The following is a 21733-nucleotide window of genomic DNA, read 5'->3' as shown; positions in this document are numbered from 1 at the left end:
TCGGGAAGAAGGCCTTATCCCAATAGAGATGTGGACATAGATTAAAGGCACGCGTGCCTCTCGAGGTTGCAATGTCCGATTTCAGAGAATTCATCTAGACAGAGACCATATTTTCAGGTATATTTTTCTTAATTGTGAGAGCGGCCGGACGATTCAGATAGTTGCAGCAGAAGACCGGGTTCAAAAGTGAACTTCACTTTTGGGCCTTTTTCATGCGCGATCTTGCCGCTGGGGTATAGGGGGAGTGGGGTTGAAGGTATTTTTCGATTTGATGTGGTTTTTTAAGCAAGAGAAGAAGGCGTATCTTTGGGGCGTTGTCATGCTGATGGCTGTGGCGCTTCTTCAGCTGATTCCGCCGAAGGTAGTCGGTATTGTCGTGGATGCGATTGCGAGCGGGACTTTGACGGGCCGCACGCTTATGCTTTGGGTTGTGGTTCTTGCCGGGGCAGGTATTGTGATGTATGTGCTCCGCTATTATTGGCGGATCATGATTTTCGGTTCTTCTGTGAAATTGGCGAGGAATTTGAGGCAGGATTTGTTTCGCCATCTGTCAAAAATGTCGCCGTCGTTTTACCAGAAGAATCGGACGGGGGATTTGATGGCTCATGCGACGAATGACATCTCTGCCGTCCAAGGTGCAGCCGGATCGGGTGTACTGACCCTCGTTGATTCGATTATGACCGGAGGAGCAGTCGTCATTGCGATGGCCGCGACGATCAGCTGGAAATTGACACTGATCGCCTTAATCCCAATGCCGTTCATGGCGGTGCTGACAAGCTATTACGGAAATTTGCTGCATAAGCGGTTTGGCACAGCACAGGAAGCGTTCTCGGCGCTGAACGACAAGACGCAGGAAAGTGTATCAGGCATTAAAGTGATCAAGACGTTCGGCCAGGAGAAGGAGGAAGTGGAATCGTTCCGTGAACAGTCGGCGGATGTCGTCCGCAAAAACGTGGCGGTGGCAAAGGTTGATTCCCTGTTCGATCCGACGATTTCGCTTATTGTCGGCCTGTCGTTTTTCCTCTCCCTTGTGTTTGGTGCGAAATACGTCATTGCCGGAGAGCTGACAATCGGGCAGCTCGTTTCCTTTACAACGTATCTCGGCTTGCTCGTCTGGCCAATGCTTGCGTTCGGCTTTCTGTTCAACATAATGGAAAGGGGCCGGGCATCATACGACAGGATCCAGCTGTTGCTTGCACAAAAGCCGGAGATCGAGGACCGGAAAGGTGCGGGTACTGTCCCTCCAAGCGGAGATGTTTCCTATGCGTTGGAGCGTTTCGCGTATCCTGGCGAAGAAGTGGCCGCTCTCGAGGGCATTCATTTTACATTGGAAAGAGGCGGTACGATCGGAATTGTCGGGAAGACAGGTGCGGGCAAGACAACACTGCTTACATTGCTGCTGCGCGAGTATGACGAGTATGAAGGGACTCTATCGATCGGCGGGAAGCGAATTGAGGATGTGACCCAGTTTGCGCTCCGCTCTGCAATCGGCTTTGTGCCGCAGGATCATTTTCTTTTTTCCGCGACGATTCGTGAGAATATCGCATTCGCCAAACCAGATGCGACACAGGAAGAGATTGAAGCGGCCGCTAAAGCTGCACATATCCATCAAGACATCATCAACCTGCCGGACGGGTATGGCACGGTTGTAGGTGAGCGCGGTGTCTCGCTTTCAGGCGGACAAAAGCAGCGGATTTCGATTGCGCGGGCACTCTTGCCGGATCCTGAAATTCTCATGCTCGATGACTCGCTGTCAGCCGTCGATGCAAAAACGGAGGCGGCAATCCTTTCTTCTCTTAGGGAGGAAAGGGACGGAAAAACCACGATGATAACGACACACCGGCTGAGCGCCATCCAGCATGCCAACCTCATTCTCGTGCTTGAAAATGGGAAAATTGCGGAAAGAGGGACACATGAAGAACTAATGGATGAGGACGGCTGGTATAAAATGATGTTCATCAGCCAACAGCTGGAAGAATTAGTGGAACAGGGGGGAGCATGATGGAGAGGAAGACGATTACCGGCAAGGAACAGAAGGAGATTCTTCTCAGACTGCTTGCCTATGCCAAACCGCATAAAAAAAAGCTGAGCATCGCTTTTTTGTTGCTCCTGTTTGCTACGCTCTGTGACATAGTTGGCCCGATTTTCATCAAAGTGTTCATCGATGATTATTTGACGCCGCGTCATTTCCCGGCTGGACCGCTGATCGTGATTGCTTCGATGTTTCTTTTTATTCAGCTGGCAAATGCCGTCTTTATGTATTTTCAATTCGTAACGTTCCAGGAGGTCGCCTTGTGGATCATCCAAAAGCTCAGGGTCGATATTTTTGCGAAAGTACAAAAGCTCGGGATGCGTTATTTTGACAAGACACCGGGCGGCGGCATCGTCTCGCGGGTAACGAATGATACGGAAGCGATCAAGGAGATGTTCGTCAGCGTGCTTGTTACCTTTATCCAGGGGGCATTTCTGCTCGTTGGGATTTTCATCGCGATGTTCATCCTGAATGTAAAGCTTGCTGTTTTTTGCTTGTTTATTTTACCCCTGCTTTTTCTGATCATGAGTTTGTACAGGAAATATAGTACGAAGTTTTACATGGATCTCCGTGAGCGGCTGAGCGGGCTGAATGCCAAGTTAAGCGAATCGATCCAGGGGATGGAGATCATCCAAATGTTCCGCCAGGAGAAACGGCTCCGCTCGGAATTCGCGGCAATCAACGAGAAGCATTATGAGGCGGGGATGAAGAACATCAAAATCAACGGCTTACTGCTGCGGCCGGCGCTCGACCTCGTTTATACTGCTGCTTTGGTCGTCGTGCTCAGCTTTTTCGGGATTACGTCCTTTAATAGCCCGATTGAAATCGGCGTACTATACGCGTTCGTGAATTACCTGGACCGTTTTTTTGAGCCGGTCAATTCGATGATGGAGCGCCTTTCCTTTTTCCAAGAGGCGACTGTTGCCGCGTCTCGCGTCTTTCATGTTCTTGATGAAAAGGAACTTGCCCCCATGCAGGAGGAAGTGGAAGGCAGGACGATCCAGGAGGGGAAAATCGAGTTCCGGAATGTCAGTTTTTCCTATGATGGGAAGAGAGATGTGCTGAAAAATATATCGTTTACTGCGAACCCGGGAGAAACGGTGGCGCTCGTCGGCCATACGGGAAGCGGGAAAAGCTCGATCATAAATGTAATGATGCGTTTTTATGAATTTGATCGAGGTGAAATTTTACTGGACGGGCAGCCGATCCGAAGCTACCCGATGGAAGAGCTGAGAAGCAAAATTGGACTCGTCTTGCAGGATCCTTTTCTCTTTTACGGGACGATCGGCGACAACATCCGGCTCCATAACGGAGAGATGTCAGACCAGACAGTCCAGGATGCGGCGGAGTTTGTTCAGGCAGATGCGTTTATCGAAAAGCTAGCCGACCAGTATGACCACCAGGTGACCGAGAGAGGTTCCACGTTTTCCAGCGGTCAGCGGCAGTTGATTGCCTTCGCTAGGACAATGGCGGCCAAGCCGAAGATTCTTGTTCTCGATGAGGCGACCGCAAATATCGATACAGAGACAGAAGAAGCGATCCAACATGCTCTTGGGAAAATGCGGAAGGGGCGGACGACGATTGCCATTGCCCATAGGCTCTCGACCATCCAGGATGCGGAACTGATCCTCGTTCTTCATGAAGGGGAGGTTGTAGAACGGGGGAACCACCAGGAGCTGCTGGCCAAAAAGGGGCTTTATTATAAGATGTATCTGCTCCAGAACGGTTTGCAGGAAAAAATGGAGGAAGTGTTGTAAAATGGAAGAGAGCGTGCGCATTAAACAACCCGGCAATCAAAATTGCCGGGTAAATGTCAGACTGTGCTCTTGCTTATTTCCTTACAGGCGTGCGGCGCGAAACAGTGAGATATCTGGCATCCTGGCTGCCGGAAGTCTCAAGTCGCCGGTATTGATTCAGCAGCTGGTCGAGCTCCATGCTGTATTGCAGGGCAAGCGCTGAAGTCAAGCCGGTTTTCATGCCAATGGCGATCAATTGGGCACGCTTTTCCTCAATCTCTTCAAGAAGCTTATGAGTAGGCAATGGTAAAGTTCCTTTCTACTGAGAAATGAGTATGTCTTCTATGGTTGCCGATTTTATATGTCAGAATAAAGTATATCAAACTTCCATAGGGTTGCCAAAATAAAACCCGCTGGACACAAACCATTCACAAACTTAGAGGACCTTCTCCCGGCCATTCTCTGGTAGAATGAAGGAGAGTGCAGGTTTTAGCCGGATACCCGCAATTTGTTGTCCTCATGCAGGATGCGGGTAAAGGGGCGGAATCTGCGGTAGGTCCTGCATGGTTTCTGTTACGGAGAACCGAGGCGGACAAATGGCTTTTGGGAGTGGTTATTAGCATGAATGGTGATATTAATCTGTTGCTCGCTTTCGGTGCAGGTTTTCTGAGCTTTATTTCCCCGTGCGTCCTGCCTTTATACCCGGCATTTTTATCTTATATTACAGGGATGTCGGTGAAGGAGCTAAAGACAGAAAATGCGATGCTGCGACGCCGAAGCATGCTGCACACGTTGTATTTCCTGCTCGGATTTACGGCTGTCTTCATTATACTTGGTTTAGGAACTTCATTTATCGGCAGTTTGTTTAATGAATACAAAGACTTGATCCGCCAGGTCGGCGCTATTTTTATTGTGGTGTTTGGACTGGTTGTTGTCGGTATTTTCTCGCCTGATTTCCTTATGAAGGAAAGGCGGGTCCAGGTGAAGAACCGCCCTTCAGGCTTTATTGGCAGTGTTTTGATCGGAATGGCGTTTGCGGCGGGCTGGACTCCGTGCACCGGTCCAATTCTCGGTATGGTCCTTGGATTGGCGGCGTCAAACCCAGGTTCCGGCGTATTTCTAATGATTGCGTATTCGCTCGGTTTTGCGATACCGTTCATCATTCTCTCCTTTTTCGTCGGGAGAATGGATTGGATCCGCAAGCATAATTTATTGATCATGAAAATTGGCGGGTACTTGATGATTCTTGTCGGCATTATCTTGTTTTTCGACGGAATGACCTTGCTAGTCGGCATTTTTTCTACTTATTTTTAAGTATAAGCGCATATATTGGAGGGAACGAAGTGGCACGGATTTTAATTGTGGATGATGCAAAGTTTATGAGATTGACACTTGGTAATATGCTGGCCAATGGCGGCCATGAAGTCGTCGGGGAAGCGGAGAACGGTTTGCAGGCGATTGAGAAATACGACGAGCTGCTCCCGGATCTGGTCACGATGGACATAACGATGCCAGAGATGAACGGCATCGAGGCAGTAAAGCGGATCAAAGAAAGCCATCCACTGGCACGGATGATTATTTGTTCGGCGATGGGCCAGCAAAAAATGGTCGTCGAAGCAATCGAAGCCGGCGCAAAAGATTTTATCGTCAAGCCTTTTGACGAAGGCCGCGTTCTCGACGCAATTTCTAGAGTACTGGAATAGTAGAAGACGGACAGCGGCGAATTGCCGCTGTTTTCAATTGAAAATCAATAAGGCGGATTGACAACAAACGCCTGTTGGATTATTCTTGGTGGGAGCTTTTCCAAGCAGCATACAATTATAAAAAGCAAGGGTTGATTGCAGTGAAATTATTGTTGCCATCGATATTTGCCCTGTTGATGGGGATTGCGGTCATTTTTGTCCGGATTAAGGCCTCGGAACGGCCTGTTTCCGCCAAGAAGATTTTATTGCCGCCCGTTTTCATGAGTACAGGGGCATTGATGTTTGTCCTTCCATATTTCCGTGTGACAGGTTCCGAGATTTTGGAGGCAGTCGCGGTTGGTTTGGTCTTTTCAATCTTTTTGATCAAGACGTCTCGCTTTGAAATTAAGGACGAAGACATTTACTTGAAGCGATCGAAAGCATTTGCTTTTATATTGATCGGTCTTTTGCTAATCCGGATCGCATTCAAGTCGGTGCTGGCCCAGACAATAGAGGTCGGTCAGTTGAGCGGCATGTTCTGGATTCTTGCCTTTGCGATGATCGTTCCATGGCGGGTCGCCATGTTTGCCCAATATAAAAAATTGGAGAAGCAGCTGAAGCAATCAGTTGCGGTTTCATAGAAAAAACGGACGAATTCGTCCGTTTTTTTGTTTATAATTGACGCTCAAACAATCGTTTTCTTTGGTAGATAGGCGTGTGCCCATCTACTTTAAGCATATGATTCCTGGTAAAAATGTATATATTTCGTCAGTTCTGCGATTCCTTTTAATTGAAGTACGAGCTGCTTGCTCAGATTTGCCAATGCCAGCTGAAATGAACGTTCGATTTGATCATAGTTTTGTGTGTCTACTTCATCTACTACTTTCTTCATGTTTTCTATAAAATAAACGGTTTTTCTTAAACTGCTTATGACCAGTATTTTGCGAAGTTCACGTATCGAAAATATTCTATAACCGTTTTCATGATTTCTATCTGACTTAACCAACCCCTCATTTTCCCAGTGGCGGATAGCTGAAGTATTTACTCCGGCTATTTTTGCTGCGTCTCCAATACTCATCCCATCCGTTAATTTCACGTTTTTATATTGGGTAAATTCAGCATGATGAATCATCGTCAGGATTTCTTCCACTCGCTGTTTCTCCAATTGTATATGGAATTGTTGTTCATTCACTAACCATAGGGCTTCTTCAAAATTTGAACTTTTAATGTTTCTCATAACCTCGTAGACAACGGGGATGTCATACCCTTTTAATAAGGCTCTAATCGCTATAAAAGCTTGATAGTGAATCGTTTGATAATAACGGTGATTACTATTCGTTCTCGGCACAAGAGGAATAAGGCCTTGTTCTTCGTATCTTCTCAAAGTTGTTGTGCTTACCTTCAAGGCATCTGCAATTTGTTTAGGGGTATATGTCTCCATTGATTTACTCCTTTTTAAAGTAAAACCTTCAAGTGCTACGATAACATATTTTAAATCAAATCCTCACTATATATGGGGAGCATAGCGAAAAACCGGAATATTGCATGAATGTTATATGATAAAAGTATAAACAACGTAGGAGTGATAAATATGGAAAAGAGGATAAGACTTACGGATGGGTCTGAATTAAAGGTTGGGTTAGTTGGCAATCCCGACTATCCAACCATCATGCTTCCAGTCGCTAAGAAGTCCGTTTATGGACAAGAAGCTGAAAATGTAAAGTTGTGGGGAGTGGACCCCGAATTGGGAAAGCATTTTATAGAGGGATTAGTGGACATGTTCCAAGTTCTTTATTTCGATTACGAGGGGCACCGACTGAAACATCCGATCCCTGAAAATCTCACACCGGACAATATCGTAAAAGATTTGATAACGATTGCTGATGAAATGAACGTGAAGAGGTTTAGCTATTATGGATATTCCTGGCTAGCTTTAGTTGGATTACAATTAGCCATCCGGACAGATCGATTAGAAAGCTTGATCATGGGTGGTTTTCCGCCAATCGATGGTCCCTATAAAGAAATGAGGGTGGTAACGAATAAAACATATGAACAAGCTTTGGCTAATCAAGCCTCTCCAGTGATTGACGAATATGAGCATATGAATCCTGATGAGGTGGAGTGGGATAACATACAAGTAAAGATTGACCCGAATCAAACGAAACAATTTGTTACGATGTACAAAAATTTGATCGATTTTGATGATCGAGAAATTCAACAAAAGTTAGTTATCCCAAGATTGGCGTTCGCCGGGGAACAAGACACGATTGTTTATGGTGAAAACTTTGGCAATGTTACAGTCGACATTGTCGGTATGCTTCAAAAAAATAAACAACAATTAGAACAGCTAGGATGGGATATAGAAATCATCCAAGGAATTGATATGGATCACACGAAAGCTATGCAGCCTGGAACAGTACTCTCATTGATAAAACACTGGCTGAATAAAAATTTGATAAGAAAATGATCTGGTACTTTGCAAAGGATGAACAACTATAATTCCTTCAACCCATGAGAATCGACATAAGAAGATGATAAAAAGGGAAGCGATCTAAACTCCTTAGCGGTTTCCCGGTTGCTTGTTTATTTCAGCGCAGTTCCGAGCAAAAGCCCGAGAAACGCGAGCACAATGCCGATCAGGTAGCTTCCCGCCATATACAGGTAAGCAATCCTCTTCCTGCCGTCTGAGGTACGTTCATGGATTTCAGCGTGCATTGTTGAAAATGTCGTATAGCCGCCGAGAAAACCGGTGCCGATCAGAAGGTGAAGTGATTCAGGAACCGCTAGCCCTATCAGCAGCCCAAGAACGAAGGCGCCCGTTCCATTGACGAATGCGGTTCCTGCCGGAAAATCGGCAAACCCCAGTTTTTTGGAAAAGTTCGCAGCACCAAATCGGGCGATCGCGCCGAAAAAGCCGCCGAGCATGACAAGAATGAGATTCAATTTGCTACCTCCTTCTTACCTAGCTTGCGGCCGGCTGCAAAGCCTGCCGCTGTGAAGAGAAGTCCAGCAGCCGCACTTCCAGAAAAATAGAGGAGTGCCGTGAGCATTCTCCCTTCATTCGCAAGTGACGCGACCTCTGTAGAGAAAGCAGAAAACGTTGTAAACGATCCGATCACCCCGGTTGTGAGCGCTTTGTACAGTTTTTCAGAGACGGCCGACTTTTCGAGCCATTCTGTCAGCATGCCAAGCAAGAAACAACCTGCCAGATTTGCGATCAACGTCCCAGCCGGAAAGGAAGCCCCGGCAAGTGCCAGACCAATCAGATAGCGTAATGCGCTCCCTGCCATCCCGCCGATGCCGACCCATATATACGTCAACGGTCACCCCTCCTCATCCAATAAAAATGCCGGGCCTCAAAAGGTGAGACCCGGTAAACTGCCCGCTTCGGGCGGGCTGAGCACCATCCGTCAAAGCCGGATGCCTCCTTATGAAAAAGCCGGATGTCCTAGAACAAATGTTCATACGGCGATGAGTCGATCTTCATCTGATCGAGCTTTTTGCGGAGAAACTTGTGGTCCCGCTTCGGTGTTGCCATGATGTAGCCGCGGATGACGACATCCTCATCAATCTGCCGGGCTTTTTCCTTTAAAGCAAGTTCACCGATCTTGCCGGCAATCTTCTGCCTTGCCACATCGCGGAAAAGCTCAGGCACAGGGCTGACGAGCTCATCAAGTAAGCTGTTCACTTCCGGCACCCAGAGTCGCTTCGTCTTTTTCACATAATATTCTTCCCAGTCCATGTCTGATTTCCCGTCGGCTTTCGGCATCCGCTTTAAAAACTTGCGGAACATGAAGAAACCGCCGATGCCCATGAGGGAGATCAATACGACAACCCAGAAAAGAATGAACCATAAAAACCAGCCGCCGAGCTGCATGTCATTCACCTCTGAAAAATAGTTCTTTACCTTTCATTATAGCGAAATGCCCACGTCTCTGACAAGCGGTGGAATAGATTCATGCCGAAAGGTGTCCATTCTGTGAGCTGCCTCCTATATGATCGGTGAAGGGGGTGAGAAAATGGCACAAGCCTTTTTGACGGGGACGAAGCTGAAGCTTGTTTTCGATGATGGGGTGGATGAGAATGACAAGCCGAAGGTGAAGACGAAAACATTCGCCAATATTCGGCATCAGTTGCCTGCCGATCGGCTGAACGCCGCGGCCCAGGCGATTGGTTCGCTGTCTGCGCTGAGGCTGCAGGATGTGGAGAAGAATGAGGCCTATCATATCGGCTGACCGCATTAAGCGGAACCAGGAGGGAGGTGGGGAGCAGAATGAAAGTGCTGGAGCTTGTTTTTGATGCATCTGAAGGAAAAACGATCCGGATCAGCGTGGATCAGCCGCAGGAGCCGCTCGATGAAACGGCGGTCCGGGCAGCGATGGAGGCGATCATCGAGGCCGATATTTTCATTGATTCTGAAGGGGGCGGCCTTTCCGGGATCAAATCGGCCAGGGTTGTGGAAAGGAATATTACAAGTCTCAATGTGATTTGACTTGTCGGAGAAGGCTTTGCCGCATGGCAGGCCTTTTTCTGTTAAAAAGGAGGTGAACAAAGAATGGAACAGCTTCTCCCTTTGCTCAGCGAGGTCGGCTTTCCAGCGGTCGTCACCTTTTACGTGCTGCATCGGCTTGAAACCAAGCTTGAATTGGTGAACAAATCGATTCAGAGCTTGCCCGAGAGGATGGCGAAGGCGAAAAATTGATCGGAACTTGAAGGGATGGAGGGGGCCGCTGGCGAATTTTCGCCGGCGTCTCTCTTTTGTTTTTGCTATAATAAGAGGAAAGATAGACAGGGGATGTGAGGAAAATGAAATTTATCCATACGGCAGACTGGCATTTAGGGAAGCTTGTCCATGGTACATATATGACCGAGCAGCAGCGGCATGTGCTTGATCAGTTCATCACACTTGTGGAAGAGGAAGCGCCCGATGCGGTCGTTATCGCCGGCGATTTGTACGACCGTTCCGTGCCGCCGACAGATGCGGTCGCCTTGTTGGAAGATGTGTTTTACCGGATCAACATTGAACTCGGCATCCCGATTCTTGCGATTTCCGGAAACCATGACAGTGCAGAGCGGCTTTCATTCGGCTCGTCCTGGTACCGGAACAGCGGATTGTACATCAACGGCAAAATCGGTGACTGCTTTGAGCCGGTACGGATTAACGGCGTCAATTTTTACTTGGTTCCCTATACAGAGCCGGGCATCGTTCGCGAATATTTTGATGATGGGTCCGTCCATTCCCATGAGACGGCAATGCAGCGGGTGATCGGGAAAATCGAGGAGTGCCTTGATCCGACTGTGCCGAACGTTATGGTCGGCCATGCATTCGTTCTCGGCGGCGCGACAAGCGATTCCGAACGGACACTATCTGCCGGAAATGCCGGATGTGTTGGTGCCAGCTGCTTTTCGCCTTTTACATATACAGCGCTCGGGCATCTGCATAGCCCGGATGCGATTAAGCATGAAACAATCCGTTATTCGGGTTCCCTATTGAAATATTCATTTTCCGAGGCGAATCATAAAAAGAGCGTTTCGATTGTGACGGTCAGTGACGATGGAGGATATACACTCGAGACGCGGGAACTTGCGCCGAAGCAGGACATGCGCGAAGTGTCCGGCTTCCTCGAGGAACTGCTTGATCCGCAATTTTATGGCAGCCAGAAGACGGATGACTTCTTGAAAGTGACGCTCCTTGATGAAGGTGCGCTCATCGATCCGATTAACAAGCTTCGGTCGGTTTTCCCGAACGTGCTTCATCTCGAACGAAAAATTGAAGCGGTCGACCGGAGGAAAAAGCAGTCGTATCGGGCTGGCAGCCGTGAAAAGAAGGACGAGCTGGAGCTGTTCGGCGATTTTTACGATGAAATGACGACTCTCTCGTTTACCGATGAGAAACGAGAAATGATGGCGCAGGTGATCAATCTTGTGAAAAAGGAGATGCAGCCGCTATGAGGCCGATTCAACTGACAATGCAGGCATTCGGCCCCTATGCCGGTGTGAACGAAATCGATTTCCGTGAGCTTGGCAGCCGGACGATGTTTGTCATCTCCGGTAAAACCGGCGCGGGAAAAACAACGATATTCGATGGGATCACATTTGCAATTTTCGGCCGGGCAAGCGGAGATGATCGGTCGGGAACCGATCTTAGAAGCCAGTTTGCAGCCGATGAACTGCCAACGGAAGTATCGCTCCGGTTCAGGCTGAAAGGCAAGGAGTACGATATTTGGCGCGCTCCCCAGCAGGAAAAGAAAAAATCACGCGGCGACGGATATACGATTGTCGGAGCGAAAGCGGAGCTGTATGCGATCAAAGAAGACGGCACCCGTGAACTGCTTGCCGCGAACGTGCGTGATACCGATGAAAAAGTGAAGGAGATCATCCAGCTTGATGTGAATCAGTTTCGTCAGATTTTAATGATACCCCAAGGGGAATTCCGCAAGCTCCTCGTCTCGGAAAGCAAAGAAAAGGAACTGATTTTGCAGAAGCTGTTCCATACGGAATTTTATAAAAGAATTGAAGAGAAAATGAAAGAGATGGCGGGCGATGTGAAACAGCAGGTTGCCGCCGCAACGGAAGAGCGGAGCCGACTTTTTCGCGGGGTGATGACAGACGGGCATGAAGGCATGGAAGCAGTCCTTGCCGAAGAGCCTGACAATGAAAGGGCGATCGCCGAGTTGCTTCCAGCTGTGATTGAAGAGCTGAAAGAGAAGGTCGCTGCACTCAAGCTTGAGATTCAGGATACGAATAAAAAGCGCGACGAAGCAAAACGTCGATTTGATGAAGGTGAAGAACTGCGGAAACAGTTTCTTCTAAGAGATGAGCTGCGGGCGAAAAAGGCGGAGCTGGACAGCCGGGAAGCCGAAATAACAGCTATGAAAGAAAGCATCGTCATGGCTGAAAAAGCGGACAGGCTGGATCAGCAGGAACGTCTATGCATGAGGCTGAGTGAAACGTGGAAACGATATGACCGCAATCTTGCCGAACAGTTGAATAAGCTTGCAGAGGCGCAGGAAAAACTGGAAAAGACGAAAAGCCGTCTCGACGAGGAAATGAAGAAACAACCAGAGAGGGAAGAGGTCCAGCGGGAAATCGCCAAGCTTGCCGGCATGCAGGAAGAGATCGAGCAGTTTGATTCACGCGAGAAAGCGAAAAAGGGTCTTTTCCAACAACTGCAGGAAATGAAGGAAGTGCGGGAGCGAGAAGAAAAGCAGCTTGTGCAATTCAAGGCCGAGCTTGTGGAAAAAAAGGCGCTACATCAGGAACTCGGATCATTGCGCATTTCCCTCTTCGAACGGGAAAAGGAACTGTCCGCAAAAAAACAGAGGCTGCAAGTATTGGCCCAGCTCGATTTATTATGGGAAAAAGCGGATAATTTGAAGTGCCAGATGCAGGAACAGGTTGGGAAAGAAGAGAAAGCCAAGACTGTTGCTGAAGAGGCCGGGACCCATCTCGCCGCGCTCGAACAAAAATGGCAGGATGGCCAGGCGGGTCTGCTGGCAGTGCAGCTGAAAGAAGGAGCAGAATGTCCGGTCTGCGGCTCGACCCACCATCCTGTACCCGCAGCCCATAAGGTCGACCTGCCATCGGAAGCAGAGCTGAAGACAGCGAAGCGGAATGCGGAGGAAGCAGGCAAGCGACTTCATGAAGTAGAGGCGGTCCGTTACCGACTCGAAGCCGAGTTGGATGCGCTGGAGAGAAACATTTCGCAATGGCAGGGAGAGCTCGACGACGAAACGACGAAAGAAACGGTCAAAACCAGCTTACGTGCGGAACGGGCCGATTTTGCCGAAAAACAAAACAGCATCGCAAAAGATAAGCAGGCACTCGAACAGCTAGAACCGTTGGCCGACGAACTTGTCCGGGTGGAAAGGCAGAATGAAGAGCTTCAAGCTGCAATCCAGCAGCAGGCCGCCGCCCAAAACGAGCTGGAGATCCGCTATGCTGAAACGGCTGCCACACTGGAAGCTTCCATCCGAAGAATTCCCGCTCATCTCCGTTCAAAAGAAGCATATGAGAAAGCGATCCAAATCGAGACAGCACGGAAGCAAAAGCTCGAAAAAGATTACGAGGAAGCGAGAACCGCCTATTCGCAGGCAGGGGAAACGCTTGCCGGCATCGCAGGATATGTTGAGAACCTGAAGACACAAACTGAGGAAGCAAAAATAGAGCTGGATGCCGAACGAGACATTTTCATGCGAAAAATGAAAGAGGAAGCGTTCGCGAACTATAAAGAATATGCTGCTGCGAAAAAGACGAAAGCTGAAGTGGAAAGCTTGCACATGGCGATCCAGCAATACGGGGAAGAACGGCGCTCGGTTATGGACAGGCTCGAAGAATATGAACTCCGTCTGCAAAACACCGCGCCGCCTGAACTGGATTTGCTGAAACAGGCTTGGCAGCAGCAAGAGGAACAATGTTTGGCACTCGGTGACCGCCAAGCGGCATTATCGCTTGCGCTCCACAGGAACGAAGAGATTTTTCGCGAGACAGAAGCAATCAACGAAGCCATCCGGGAAGCGGAAAAACAGTATGAAATTATCGGCCATCTTGCGGATATCACGAGAGGCCAGAATACATACAGGCTGACATTCGAACGCTTCGTCCTAGCCTCCTTCCTCGACGACATCCTTGCTGCCGCCAACGCCCGGCTGCAAAAAATGACCGGAGGCCGATACGAATTGCTGAGGAAAACCGACCGATCGAAAGGCAATGTCCAAAGCGGCCTGGAATTGCTCGTCTTCGACCAATACACAGGCCAGGAGCGACATGTCAAAACGCTCTCTGGCGGTGAAAGTTTCAAAGCCGCACTTTCCTTGGCTCTAGGGCTCGCTGACATCGTTCAAGAACATGCCGGCGGCGTATCACTCGAAACGATGTTCATCGACGAAGGCTTCGGCACCCTCGACCCCGAGTCCCTTGACCAGGCAATCGAAGCACTAATGGACATCCAAAGCAGCGGCCGCCTCGTCGGTATCATCTCTCACGTACCGGAACTAAAAGAACGAATCGACGCCCGCCTCGACGTCACCGCCACCCAAACCGGCAGCCAAACCCAATTCCATATGTTATCTTAAAAGCGGAGGGCGGCTGACTAGGGGCGACAAGCATAAGACGAGCAAGAAAGAAGGCGCTTTTTGCCTTCATTCTTGTTTGGCTTATGACCTCGAGCCCCTGCCGCCCGTAGCTGGATAGGATTAAAAGCGGAGGGGGCTTGTTCAGCTGCGACAAGCATAAGGCGAAGGCGGAGAAAAAGGCGCTTTTCAGCCTTTATCCGCCTTTGACTTATGACCTCGAGCAGCTAGCCCCCGTAGCTGGATAGCTTAAAAGCGGAGGGGGCTTGTTCAGCTGCGACAAGCATAAGACGAGCAAGAAAGAAGGCGCTTTTTGCCTTCATTCTTGTTTGGCTTATGACCTCGAGCAGCTAGCCCCCGTAGCTGGATAGATCAAAAGCGGAGGAAGTCTGCCAAAAACAAAGGCCTGAAAAAGCACAGCGTCTAGTAACCGAGAAGGAGGAAGTCCTATGGAAAAAACCTATGTAGTGGCAACACTGATTTTTGGCTGGTTCATCACTTTGAGCCTCGCCGCCTTTACAGTTGTCGCCTTTAAGCTCGGCTATTTGCTTATCGGCGCCGTCACCCTCCTGATAGCAGGTGCTGGCGGATTGCTGAATGTGAAAATTATGCGCAATTGGCGTGTATGATCGATGTAAATTGAAGAAGCGGCCATTCCTAATCGGATCGGCCGCTTCTTTATTACTGGTCTTTTTGTTGTTTTTTGTTTTTATTCATGACAAAAAACAGAGCGATCAGTCCGGCGAACATGACGAACATGATGCCCGCCAGCATGACTGCCACAATGGTTGTGCCCATTCCGGCCACCTCGATTCCTGCTTGTTCACCTCCCATCTTACCATGATTCCTGTTCGTGCCGCCAGCAGGTCAAAAAAGGCTGTTCCCTAAAGGAACAGCCCAAAGCGGTCGATGGGTCTATTTGCCGAACAGCTTGATCAAGGCTTTGACGACAATTACTGCGGCAAACAGGATGATCAAAATTACAGCGATCACCTGCAGAGCAGTTAGTACAGCCCCGAGCAATGCAGCAATTGCAGGAATCAGCGTCAATGCTAGCAAGGCAAAAGCGGCAAGCACGGCACTCAAGTAGAGCGAGATGTTTCCTTCCACTCGCATCATTTCCATCCACCTCCTTACGACAATTTATGTACAAGAAGAAACAGCGGTGTCGGCAGGAATTAAAATTGATTTAGCTGAAGGAGAGGAAGGTTTCTTAGGCCTCGTAACATGTTGACTATGAAAGGGAAAAGAGCGGCCAAACAAATGTTCATGCGGTTTCTTTCGGGCAGTAGGAGAAAACTAGTAACCTAGATTACTTTATGTGACCGACGCCACACCGCTTTGTATATATGGATTTAATAGAGGTGAACTATGTAACCTTCGCAGTCAAAATCCTTGTAACTCGGTCACATAGAAGTGTTCAATGTTCCCCTCATGCCCAGCAGCTGCATGTGTCGGTCACATAGAATGGTGCAAGGCGCCCTTCATGCCCGCCAGATGCATGCGTCGGTCACATAAGATCTCCCCAATGCACCTCTTGTCACATAACCACGCCAATAAAACATAAAAACCGCCACAGAAAGCCAGCTCAAGCTGGGTTTCTGTGACGGCAGCTTTTCAAAAATCCCTTCAATCTACGTATTTTCCGTGATCCGGTATTGCAATTTTATCGAAGTCCCGGGCCAGGACGGCGAGACCTTCGGAGAGCTCCTCACCGGATAATGGCAGGCCGTGTCCGGTGACGGCAACAGCAGGGTGCAAGGCTTCGAGTTTGCGGACGGATTCCCAGGCAGCCGGCCAATCAGGTGTCAAGTAGCGCGGCGGGCCGTTCACTTCTTTTTCTTGAAGCAATACTTTCAGGAACTCGTCTTGCTTTACGGTAACGAACGCGTCGCCCGCAATGAGTGCCTTGTCCGCATCGCGGAACAACGACACATGGCCAACTGAATGTCCAGGTGTATGAATCCATCTCCAGCCGGGCATCTCTGGCACCGATCCGTCATCCGGCAGGGGCTTTACGTGATCGCCGAGGTTGACCGGCTCGACCGGGAAGTAACCGGAGATTTTTGCAACCATTCCGCCTTCTACCGTCGGGTCGGGATCAGGGTATTTCATTTTTCCTGTTAAATACGGTATTTCCAGCGGATGTGCATAGACGGGAACTTGCCACTTTTCCGCCAGTTCAACAACCGCGCCGACATGGTCGAAATGTCCGTGTGTCATGATGATGGCCTTTGGTTTCGCATCAGGACCGAAGCGGTCTTCCGCGGCAGAAATGATCATTTCCTGTGACTGCGGCATACCGGCATCGACCAGCACCCAATCGTCTCTTTTGCCTTCTTCTCCAACAAAAGCGATGTTGACAATCTGTACAGGGAAACAGAAAAGGTCGGGAAGGACTTCCATGCCATTTCCGCTCGATACGGAAGTCATCGGGATATATTTGTCGTCCATCGGATTGTTCATGCTTGTCATCGGGCATCCCTCCTAAAGATCAGTCTATTTAGGGTTACCCGATAAATGGGGAAGTATGCATCAAGGCTCCCGGAATCCGGTGTTTGCGCGTACCTTTACTTCCGCATATTTCACTGCATCGCTCCTGCCTCCGATCAGAGAGCCGACGTATCCGCCGAGGAAGCCGAGCGGCACTGAGAAAAGCGCCGGATTTGTCAGTGGGAATATTGGATTTCCCGTAAAGATGGCAGCGCCAGGCTCTGGAGAGAGTACACTCGGACTGATAGCAACGAGGATTAGCGCAGACAAGAGTCCTGTCAGCATACCTGTTACAGCGCCAGTCGTATTGAACCGTTTCCAGTAAATTGTATACACGATGATTGGCAAGTTGGCACTTCCTGCAACACAGAAGGCGAGCGAGACGAGAAAGGCTACGTTCATCTTTTGTGCTGTCAGAGCAAGAAGGATCGAAAAGACAGCAACGCCGATTGATGCATAACGCGCGGCGAGCATTTGCTCTTTTTCTGTGGCTTTCCCTTTTTTGATAATTTGTCCGTAAATGTCATGTGCAAAAGCAGAGGCCCCTGACAGAACAAGACCGGCTACAACAGCAAGGATCGTAGCAAAGGCAACCGCTGATACGAATGACATAAGGAAGTCGCCGCCAAGAGCCTGGGCAAGAAGCGGAGCCGCCATGTTTCCAGCAGGGTTCGCCGCTTTGATCACGTCCGAACCGACAAAAGCGGCTGCGCCGAAACCGAGGAAGATCGTCAGAATGTAGAACAGGCCAACAATCCAAGTCGCCCACATGACCGAGCTCCTTGCCGTCTTCGCATCACGCACGGTAAAGAATCGCATTAAAATATGCGGAAGTCCGGCAGTACCAAATACGAGAGCGATCATCAGGGAGATTGTATCCCATGGATCGGTATAACGCACGCCCGGATTCAAATATTTCTCGCCAAGCGGCGTGGCGTTTTTCACTTCGGTGAACATAGAGCTGATGTTAAAATTAAATTTGGCGAGCACAAGTACGGAAATAAGCACTGTGCCGATCATAAGCAGGACAGCCTTGATAATCTGGACCCAGCTCGTTGCCGTCATGCCGCCGAACAGGACGTAGATGGTCATCATCACGCCGACAATGAGAACAGCCTGCCAATATTGGATGCCGAATAATAACTGAATGAGTGCACCGGCGCCGACCAGCTGGGCAATCATATAAAAAATGACGATGGTGATCGTGCTTAATGCCGCAGTGGCACGGACCTTCTTTGCATTAAAACGGGCATTGATCATATCAGCGAGCGTGTATTTCCCCAAATTCCGGAGCGGTTCCGCAACAATGTAGAGCACAACGAGATAGGCGACGAGGTAGCCGAGGCTGAACAAGAAGCCGTCAAAGCCGAACAGGGCGATTGCCCCGGCTATACCGAGGAAGGATGCTGCAGAGAGATAGTCTCCGGCGATCGCGAGTCCGTTCTGCCAGCCAGTCAGGCCACCCCCGGCCGTGTAAAATTCATTGGCTGTATTGGTCCTCTTGGCGGCAAAATACGTAATAATAAGGGTGGATGCGACAATTAATAAAAAGAGAGTAATAACTGTGCCGTTCATGCTTTCATTCCACCGTCCTTCAGCTCTTCTTCAAGTACTTCTTCTACTTGCTCATCAAAACGGGCCGCGCGTTTCATATACACCATGCAGAGCACCCACGTCATGATAAACTGGGCGAGGGAATAGATCCAGACCCAGGATATATCTTTAAAAAAAGGCTTATGCAGCAACGTTGTAAACGCTGCCAAAATAGGCAAACCAAAATAAATCGCCAAAAACAAGACCGTACGGGAGGCGATAAAGCTTTTCTTTTCTTTCATCAACTGCTTGAATTTCGGGTTTTCCTCGACCTTCACAAAAAAACCGGGTGCTGTATTACCCGCCATACTGTCTTTCATTTCTGGAGATGAAGACTTTGTTTCAGCTATCGGGGAAGCCATTGGGATAACCACCTTTCCTTTTGATTTTAAGGTAATTCGATCGAATTAGTACGAGAGTAAAATATTCCGAAAGTTTTGTCAAACAACAAGTGACAAAAATATCAGCTTTTACATAGAAGAAAATAGGTATTACAGTAAGATGATACTTTTGTCTTATTTCCGTACGGTCCTAAACCATTAAGATTGCGGGTCCGTTTTTTTACTGGCCGGATTGGGTATTTTAAACGGAGAGGAGGGATTCGTATGGCAGTCCGAATGATCGGCATGTATGCTAGTGAAGAGGAAGCAGTCAGCAAAATAAGACAGCTGGAAGCAGCAGGGACGGATCCGGCGTCCGTTTCCGTCCTGGCTCGTGATGAAGAGGTTGCCGAATCGATTGCAGAGGCAACGGAAGCAGAAGAGAGGCATCCGGGGAGTGAACGTGCACTCGGCATTTTAAGCGGATTTCTAACGGGAATCAGCGGAGGGTTTATTATTCCGAGTCTTGTTGTACCGGGAATCGGGCCATTGCTTGCAGCGGGTCCGTTTGCTTCAACGATGGAAGGGGACAACGAACAGGAGCTGTCCCATATGCTGTTCTCCATCGGCTTGAATGAGCGGGAAGCGGAGCAGTATGCAAATGCGGTTCATGAAGGGCGCATCATACTTTTTGTGGAAGAGTAGCGCGGCAGGCAACAAGCTTGCGGCGCTTTTTTTCTGTTCTCGATTAGCATCATTGTTTTTACTTGAAATAAATCTTGTTTTTTCCGATAATGTAGTGAAAGAGAGATTAATGAGTGGGACAGGAGCGTTGTTATGACAAATCTAGATGAAAAGCTCTACCAATATATGATGGAAAACAATGAAAACATGACGAAAGACTGGTTCAACCAAGTTTTCACAAGTGGTGCAGGCGAATATGCCCAACCGAAACATTCACCAACTTTTCAAAAACTCGGTGAGATGAACGGCATCTACAACCGGGCCATCACCGACTCGATCCTCGGCAAAGAGGCAAAGTTGCAGGATTGGGCGGAGCAGATTGCGGCTTCCCGTACAAATACGGCAACCCCCCTTCATGATGTCATCACCAACTTTTCCATCTTCCGCAGCATCTATTATTCCTATCTCGAGAAATTCATTGATGCAAATGACGTGCCAGGCTCAAAAGTAATCGACTGGATCCGCCTCGTCAGCCGTAATTTTGACAAGGCAGTCCAGCTTGTAACGAAGAAATACATTGATGACTATGAAAACATTTTCTCTGCTCAGCAGGAGACGATCATTGCGCTCGGCACGCCAGTCATCAAAGTCGATGAGGGACTTGGCATTATTCCGCTTGTCGGGGAAATTGATACATACCGTGCTGGCAAGATGATGGAGTCCGCTCTTTACCGGGCGAGTGAGCTTGAACTGGAATACATTATTCTCGATCTTTCCGGCGTTCCGATCATCGATACGATGGTCGCAAATCAAGTGTATCAGCTTGGCGAATCATTTTCCTTGCTCGGTATTACGATGATCATCACCGGGATGCGTCCCGAAATCGCCCAGACAAGCATCAGTCTCGGCCTCGACTTTTCGAAAATGCAAACATTCGCCCACCTGTATCAGGCCATCCGTCATATTCGCAATCTATGATGGCGCCGTTTTTGAAAGGAGAACACCAAATTGTCTTTATCAAAAAAAGGCAAGCCGTCGTCTGCGGGCCGGAAGAAAGAAGCTGCACGGCGTAGAAAGCTGCTGCTCATTTTCGCCGTGCCGGTTTTCCTGATTATCCTTCTTGCGATTTACATCGAGAAGCCGATTCAGGAGAAGATCAAGATGAACAGCGAAGTGCCGGAGCAGTACATCCCGATTTACAAGGCGGCGGAGAAGGAATACGGCGTCCCTTGGTATTTGCTTGCCGCCCATCACCGGGTAGAAACGATTTTTTCCACAATGGATCCGATGCTTTCGCCGGCAGGGGCGGAAGGGCCGATGCAGTTTATGCCGTGCACTTTCGTCGGCTGGTCACATGAATCATGCGAAGGCCTCGGCAAAGGAAACATCCCTGAAAATGAAAAAACCGATCCTGCAGTCATAAAGAAATACGGAGGGTACGGTGTCGACGCCAATGGGGACGGCATTGCCGATCCGTTTGACCTCGAAGACGCGATATTCAGTGCAGCCAACTATTTATCAAAAAACGGAGCAGCCGACGGCGAACTCCGCAAAGCAGTCTTTGCTTATAATCACAGCAATAAATATGTCGATGACGTTCTCTATTATGCCCAGGTCTACAAAGAAGAAGAGGAAAAGCAGAGAGCAGCGGCAGCTGAAAAATAGAACACAAAAAAACGGGCTTTCGCCCGTTTTTTTGCTGCATCCTATTAAGAATGTCTGCGGCCTTTGTGCATAGCTCCCATAATGAGGCTTAGTACAAAGACAAGAATCAACGCACCGATAAGCGCAGGTACGATCGCAATGTCAGCCATATGCGGACCCCAATCACCTAGCAGCGATCCGCCGATCCAAGCACCGATGATACCAGCGATAATGTTGCCGATAATGCCGCCCGGAACGTCTTTACCCAAGATAAGTCCTGCGATCCAACCGATCAGTCCACCTACGATTAAATATAGTAAAAAGCCCATTTTCCTTCATCTCCTTTGATGAGTTTTTTCTTTCCGACTTGGTTTTAGTATTTCCGTTTGGACAAGGAGCTAAACATATTTTGGCTGTTCTGATGCCTGGAAAAAACTTCTTTTTCTATCCTGTTTTTTAATGAGAAAAAGTTGGTATA

The 21733-nt window shown here is 48.8% G+C and carries 26 protein-coding genes; 15 read left to right on the top strand and 11 right to left on the bottom strand.

What is annotated here, in order from left to right:
• Window positions 1–250 precede the first annotated feature (250 nt).
• Both AC0TWI_RS14445 and AC0TWI_RS14440 read left to right on the top strand, forming a co-directional pair.
• Window positions 251–2002, top strand: coding sequence for an ABC transporter transmembrane domain-containing protein (locus tag AC0TWI_RS14445; protein WP_488127038.1), 1752 nt, complete (start codon window positions 251–253; stop codon window positions 2000–2002).
• Window positions 2002–3789 carry an ABC transporter ATP-binding protein gene (locus tag AC0TWI_RS14440; RefSeq protein ID WP_488127037.1) on the top strand — a complete coding sequence of 596 codons (1788 nt, stop codon included), beginning with the start codon at window positions 2002–2004 and terminating at the stop codon, window positions 3787–3789. Before AC0TWI_RS14445 ends, AC0TWI_RS14440 begins: the two co-directional genes overlap by 1 nt.
• Window positions 3790–3862: 73 nt before the next feature.
• Here the strand turns inward: AC0TWI_RS14440 and AC0TWI_RS14435 are convergent, their stop codons facing one another.
• Window positions 3863–4072, bottom strand: a complete 210-nt coding sequence (locus tag AC0TWI_RS14435; RefSeq protein WP_488127036.1) for a Spo0E family sporulation regulatory protein-aspartic acid phosphatase — start codon at window positions 4070–4072, stop codon at window positions 3863–3865.
• Window positions 4073–4389: 317 nt separating this feature from the next.
• Here AC0TWI_RS14435 and AC0TWI_RS14430 point away from each other — a divergent pair, with 317 nt between their 5' ends.
• From AC0TWI_RS14430 to AC0TWI_RS14420, 3 genes are all read left to right on the top strand, one after another.
• On the top strand, window positions 4390–5082 hold the full coding sequence (locus AC0TWI_RS14430; protein ID WP_488127035.1) for a cytochrome c biogenesis CcdA family protein: 693 nt from the start codon (window positions 4390–4392) through the stop codon (window positions 5080–5082).
• Window positions 5083–5111: 29 nt separating this feature from the next.
• On the top strand, window positions 5112–5471 hold the full coding sequence (locus AC0TWI_RS14425) for a response regulator (RefSeq protein WP_488127034.1): 360 nt from the start codon (window positions 5112–5114) through the stop codon (window positions 5469–5471).
• 140 nt (window positions 5472–5611) lie between these two features.
• Window positions 5612–6091: a CcdC family protein gene (locus AC0TWI_RS14420; protein WP_488127033.1), complete on the top strand. Its 480-nt coding sequence runs from the start codon at window positions 5612–5614 to the stop codon at window positions 6089–6091.
• An 89-nt stretch (window positions 6092–6180) separates the two neighbouring features.
• On the opposite strand, the gene AC0TWI_RS14415 is transcribed toward AC0TWI_RS14420, so the two are convergent.
• On the bottom strand, window positions 6181–6891 hold the full coding sequence (locus AC0TWI_RS14415) for a MerR family DNA-binding transcriptional regulator (protein WP_488127032.1): 711 nt from the start codon (window positions 6889–6891) through the stop codon (window positions 6181–6183).
• 150 nt (window positions 6892–7041) lie between these two features.
• Between AC0TWI_RS14415 and AC0TWI_RS14410 the strand changes: the two genes are divergently transcribed.
• Window positions 7042–7917: an alpha/beta fold hydrolase gene (locus AC0TWI_RS14410; protein WP_488127031.1), complete on the top strand. Its 876-nt coding sequence runs from the start codon at window positions 7042–7044 to the stop codon at window positions 7915–7917.
• Between the two features lie 116 nt (window positions 7918–8033).
• Here AC0TWI_RS14410 and AC0TWI_RS14405 read toward each other — a convergent pair whose 3' ends face one another.
• The 3 genes from AC0TWI_RS14405 to AC0TWI_RS14395 all read right to left on the bottom strand — a co-directional run bounded on the left by AC0TWI_RS14405 (window position 8034) and on the right by AC0TWI_RS14395 (window position 9327).
• Window positions 8034–8393: a fluoride efflux transporter FluC gene (locus AC0TWI_RS14405; protein WP_488127030.1), complete on the bottom strand. Its 360-nt coding sequence runs from the start codon at window positions 8391–8393 to the stop codon at window positions 8034–8036.
• The gene (gene crcB / locus AC0TWI_RS14400; RefSeq protein WP_488127029.1) at window positions 8390–8770 is read right to left on the bottom strand and encodes a fluoride efflux transporter CrcB; all 381 of its coding nucleotides are present in this window, start codon (window positions 8768–8770) and stop codon (window positions 8390–8392) included. Before crcB ends, AC0TWI_RS14405 begins: the two co-directional genes overlap by 4 nt.
• A 128-nt stretch (window positions 8771–8898) precedes the next feature.
• Window positions 8899–9327 (bottom strand): DUF2621 domain-containing protein, encoded by a 429-nt coding sequence (locus AC0TWI_RS14395; protein WP_488127028.1) that lies wholly within the window; start codon window positions 9325–9327, stop codon window positions 8899–8901.
• A gap of 142 nt (window positions 9328–9469) precedes the next feature.
• Here AC0TWI_RS14395 and AC0TWI_RS14390 point away from each other — a divergent pair, with 142 nt between their 5' ends.
• The 6 genes from AC0TWI_RS14390 to AC0TWI_RS14365 all read left to right on the top strand — a co-directional run bounded on the left by AC0TWI_RS14390 (window position 9470) and on the right by AC0TWI_RS14365 (window position 15150).
• The gene (locus tag AC0TWI_RS14390; RefSeq protein WP_488127027.1) at window positions 9470–9685 is read left to right on the top strand and encodes a DUF1659 domain-containing protein; all 216 of its coding nucleotides are present in this window, start codon (window positions 9470–9472) and stop codon (window positions 9683–9685) included.
• 38 nt (window positions 9686–9723) lie between these two features.
• A complete protein-coding gene (locus tag AC0TWI_RS14385; protein WP_488127026.1) occupies window positions 9724–9942 on the top strand; it encodes a DUF2922 domain-containing protein in 219 nt (72 codons plus the stop codon).
• Window positions 9943–10005: 63 nt separating this feature from the next.
• Window positions 10006–10152, top strand: a complete 147-nt coding sequence (locus AC0TWI_RS14380; protein ID WP_488127025.1) for a YvrJ family protein — start codon at window positions 10006–10008, stop codon at window positions 10150–10152.
• A gap of 104 nt (window positions 10153–10256) precedes the next feature.
• A complete protein-coding gene (locus tag AC0TWI_RS14375; protein WP_488127024.1) occupies window positions 10257–11402 on the top strand; it encodes an exonuclease SbcCD subunit D in 1146 nt (381 codons plus the stop codon).
• Window positions 11399–14524 carry an SbcC/MukB-like Walker B domain-containing protein gene (locus tag AC0TWI_RS14370; protein WP_488127023.1) on the top strand — a complete coding sequence of 1042 codons (3126 nt, stop codon included), beginning with the start codon at window positions 11399–11401 and terminating at the stop codon, window positions 14522–14524. The genes AC0TWI_RS14375 and AC0TWI_RS14370 overlap by 4 nt, the downstream gene beginning before the upstream one ends.
• A gap of 446 nt (window positions 14525–14970) precedes the next feature.
• Entirely contained in the window at window positions 14971–15150 is a 180-nt protein-coding gene (locus AC0TWI_RS14365) for a hypothetical protein (protein ID WP_488127022.1), read from the top strand.
• 52 nt (window positions 15151–15202) lie between these two features.
• Here AC0TWI_RS14365 and AC0TWI_RS14360 read toward each other — a convergent pair whose 3' ends face one another.
• From AC0TWI_RS14360 to AC0TWI_RS14340, 5 genes are all read right to left on the bottom strand, one after another.
• The gene (locus tag AC0TWI_RS14360) at window positions 15203–15355 is read right to left on the bottom strand and encodes a hypothetical protein (RefSeq protein WP_488127021.1); all 153 of its coding nucleotides are present in this window, start codon (window positions 15353–15355) and stop codon (window positions 15203–15205) included.
• A gap of 81 nt (window positions 15356–15436) precedes the next feature.
• The gene (locus tag AC0TWI_RS14355) at window positions 15437–15640 is read right to left on the bottom strand and encodes a hypothetical protein (RefSeq protein WP_488127020.1); all 204 of its coding nucleotides are present in this window, start codon (window positions 15638–15640) and stop codon (window positions 15437–15439) included.
• Between the two features lie 510 nt (window positions 15641–16150).
• Window positions 16151–16987, bottom strand: coding sequence for an MBL fold metallo-hydrolase (locus tag AC0TWI_RS14350; RefSeq protein ID WP_488127091.1), 837 nt, complete (start codon window positions 16985–16987; stop codon window positions 16151–16153).
• A gap of 69 nt (window positions 16988–17056) precedes the next feature.
• Complete coding sequence (locus AC0TWI_RS14345) at window positions 17057–18589, bottom strand: solute symporter family protein (RefSeq protein WP_488127019.1); 1533 nt, start codon at window positions 18587–18589, stop codon at window positions 17057–17059.
• Window positions 18586–18969 carry a DUF485 domain-containing protein gene (locus AC0TWI_RS14340; RefSeq protein WP_488127018.1) on the bottom strand — a complete coding sequence of 128 codons (384 nt, stop codon included), beginning with the start codon at window positions 18967–18969 and terminating at the stop codon, window positions 18586–18588. Before AC0TWI_RS14340 ends, AC0TWI_RS14345 begins: the two co-directional genes overlap by 4 nt.
• A 243-nt stretch (window positions 18970–19212) precedes the next feature.
• Here AC0TWI_RS14340 and AC0TWI_RS14335 point away from each other — a divergent pair, with 243 nt between their 5' ends.
• From AC0TWI_RS14335 to AC0TWI_RS14325, 3 genes are all read left to right on the top strand, one after another.
• Window positions 19213–19632 carry a general stress protein gene (locus AC0TWI_RS14335; RefSeq protein WP_488127017.1) on the top strand — a complete coding sequence of 140 codons (420 nt, stop codon included), beginning with the start codon at window positions 19213–19215 and terminating at the stop codon, window positions 19630–19632.
• Between the two features lie 132 nt (window positions 19633–19764).
• The gene (locus AC0TWI_RS14330; RefSeq protein WP_488127016.1) at window positions 19765–20589 is read left to right on the top strand and encodes an STAS domain-containing protein; all 825 of its coding nucleotides are present in this window, start codon (window positions 19765–19767) and stop codon (window positions 20587–20589) included.
• Between the two features lie 30 nt (window positions 20590–20619).
• A complete protein-coding gene (locus AC0TWI_RS14325) occupies window positions 20620–21276 on the top strand; it encodes a lytic transglycosylase domain-containing protein (RefSeq protein ID WP_488127015.1) in 657 nt (218 codons plus the stop codon).
• A 44-nt stretch (window positions 21277–21320) separates the two neighbouring features.
• Here AC0TWI_RS14325 and AC0TWI_RS14320 read toward each other — a convergent pair whose 3' ends face one another.
• Entirely contained in the window at window positions 21321–21584 is a 264-nt protein-coding gene (locus AC0TWI_RS14320) for a GlsB/YeaQ/YmgE family stress response membrane protein (RefSeq protein WP_488127014.1), read from the bottom strand.
• Between the last annotated feature and the right edge of the window lie 149 nt (window positions 21585–21733).

Source organism: Lederbergia sp. B243.17 (assembly GCF_057657925.1).
This window is presented reverse-complemented; position numbering and strand designations above follow the sequence as displayed.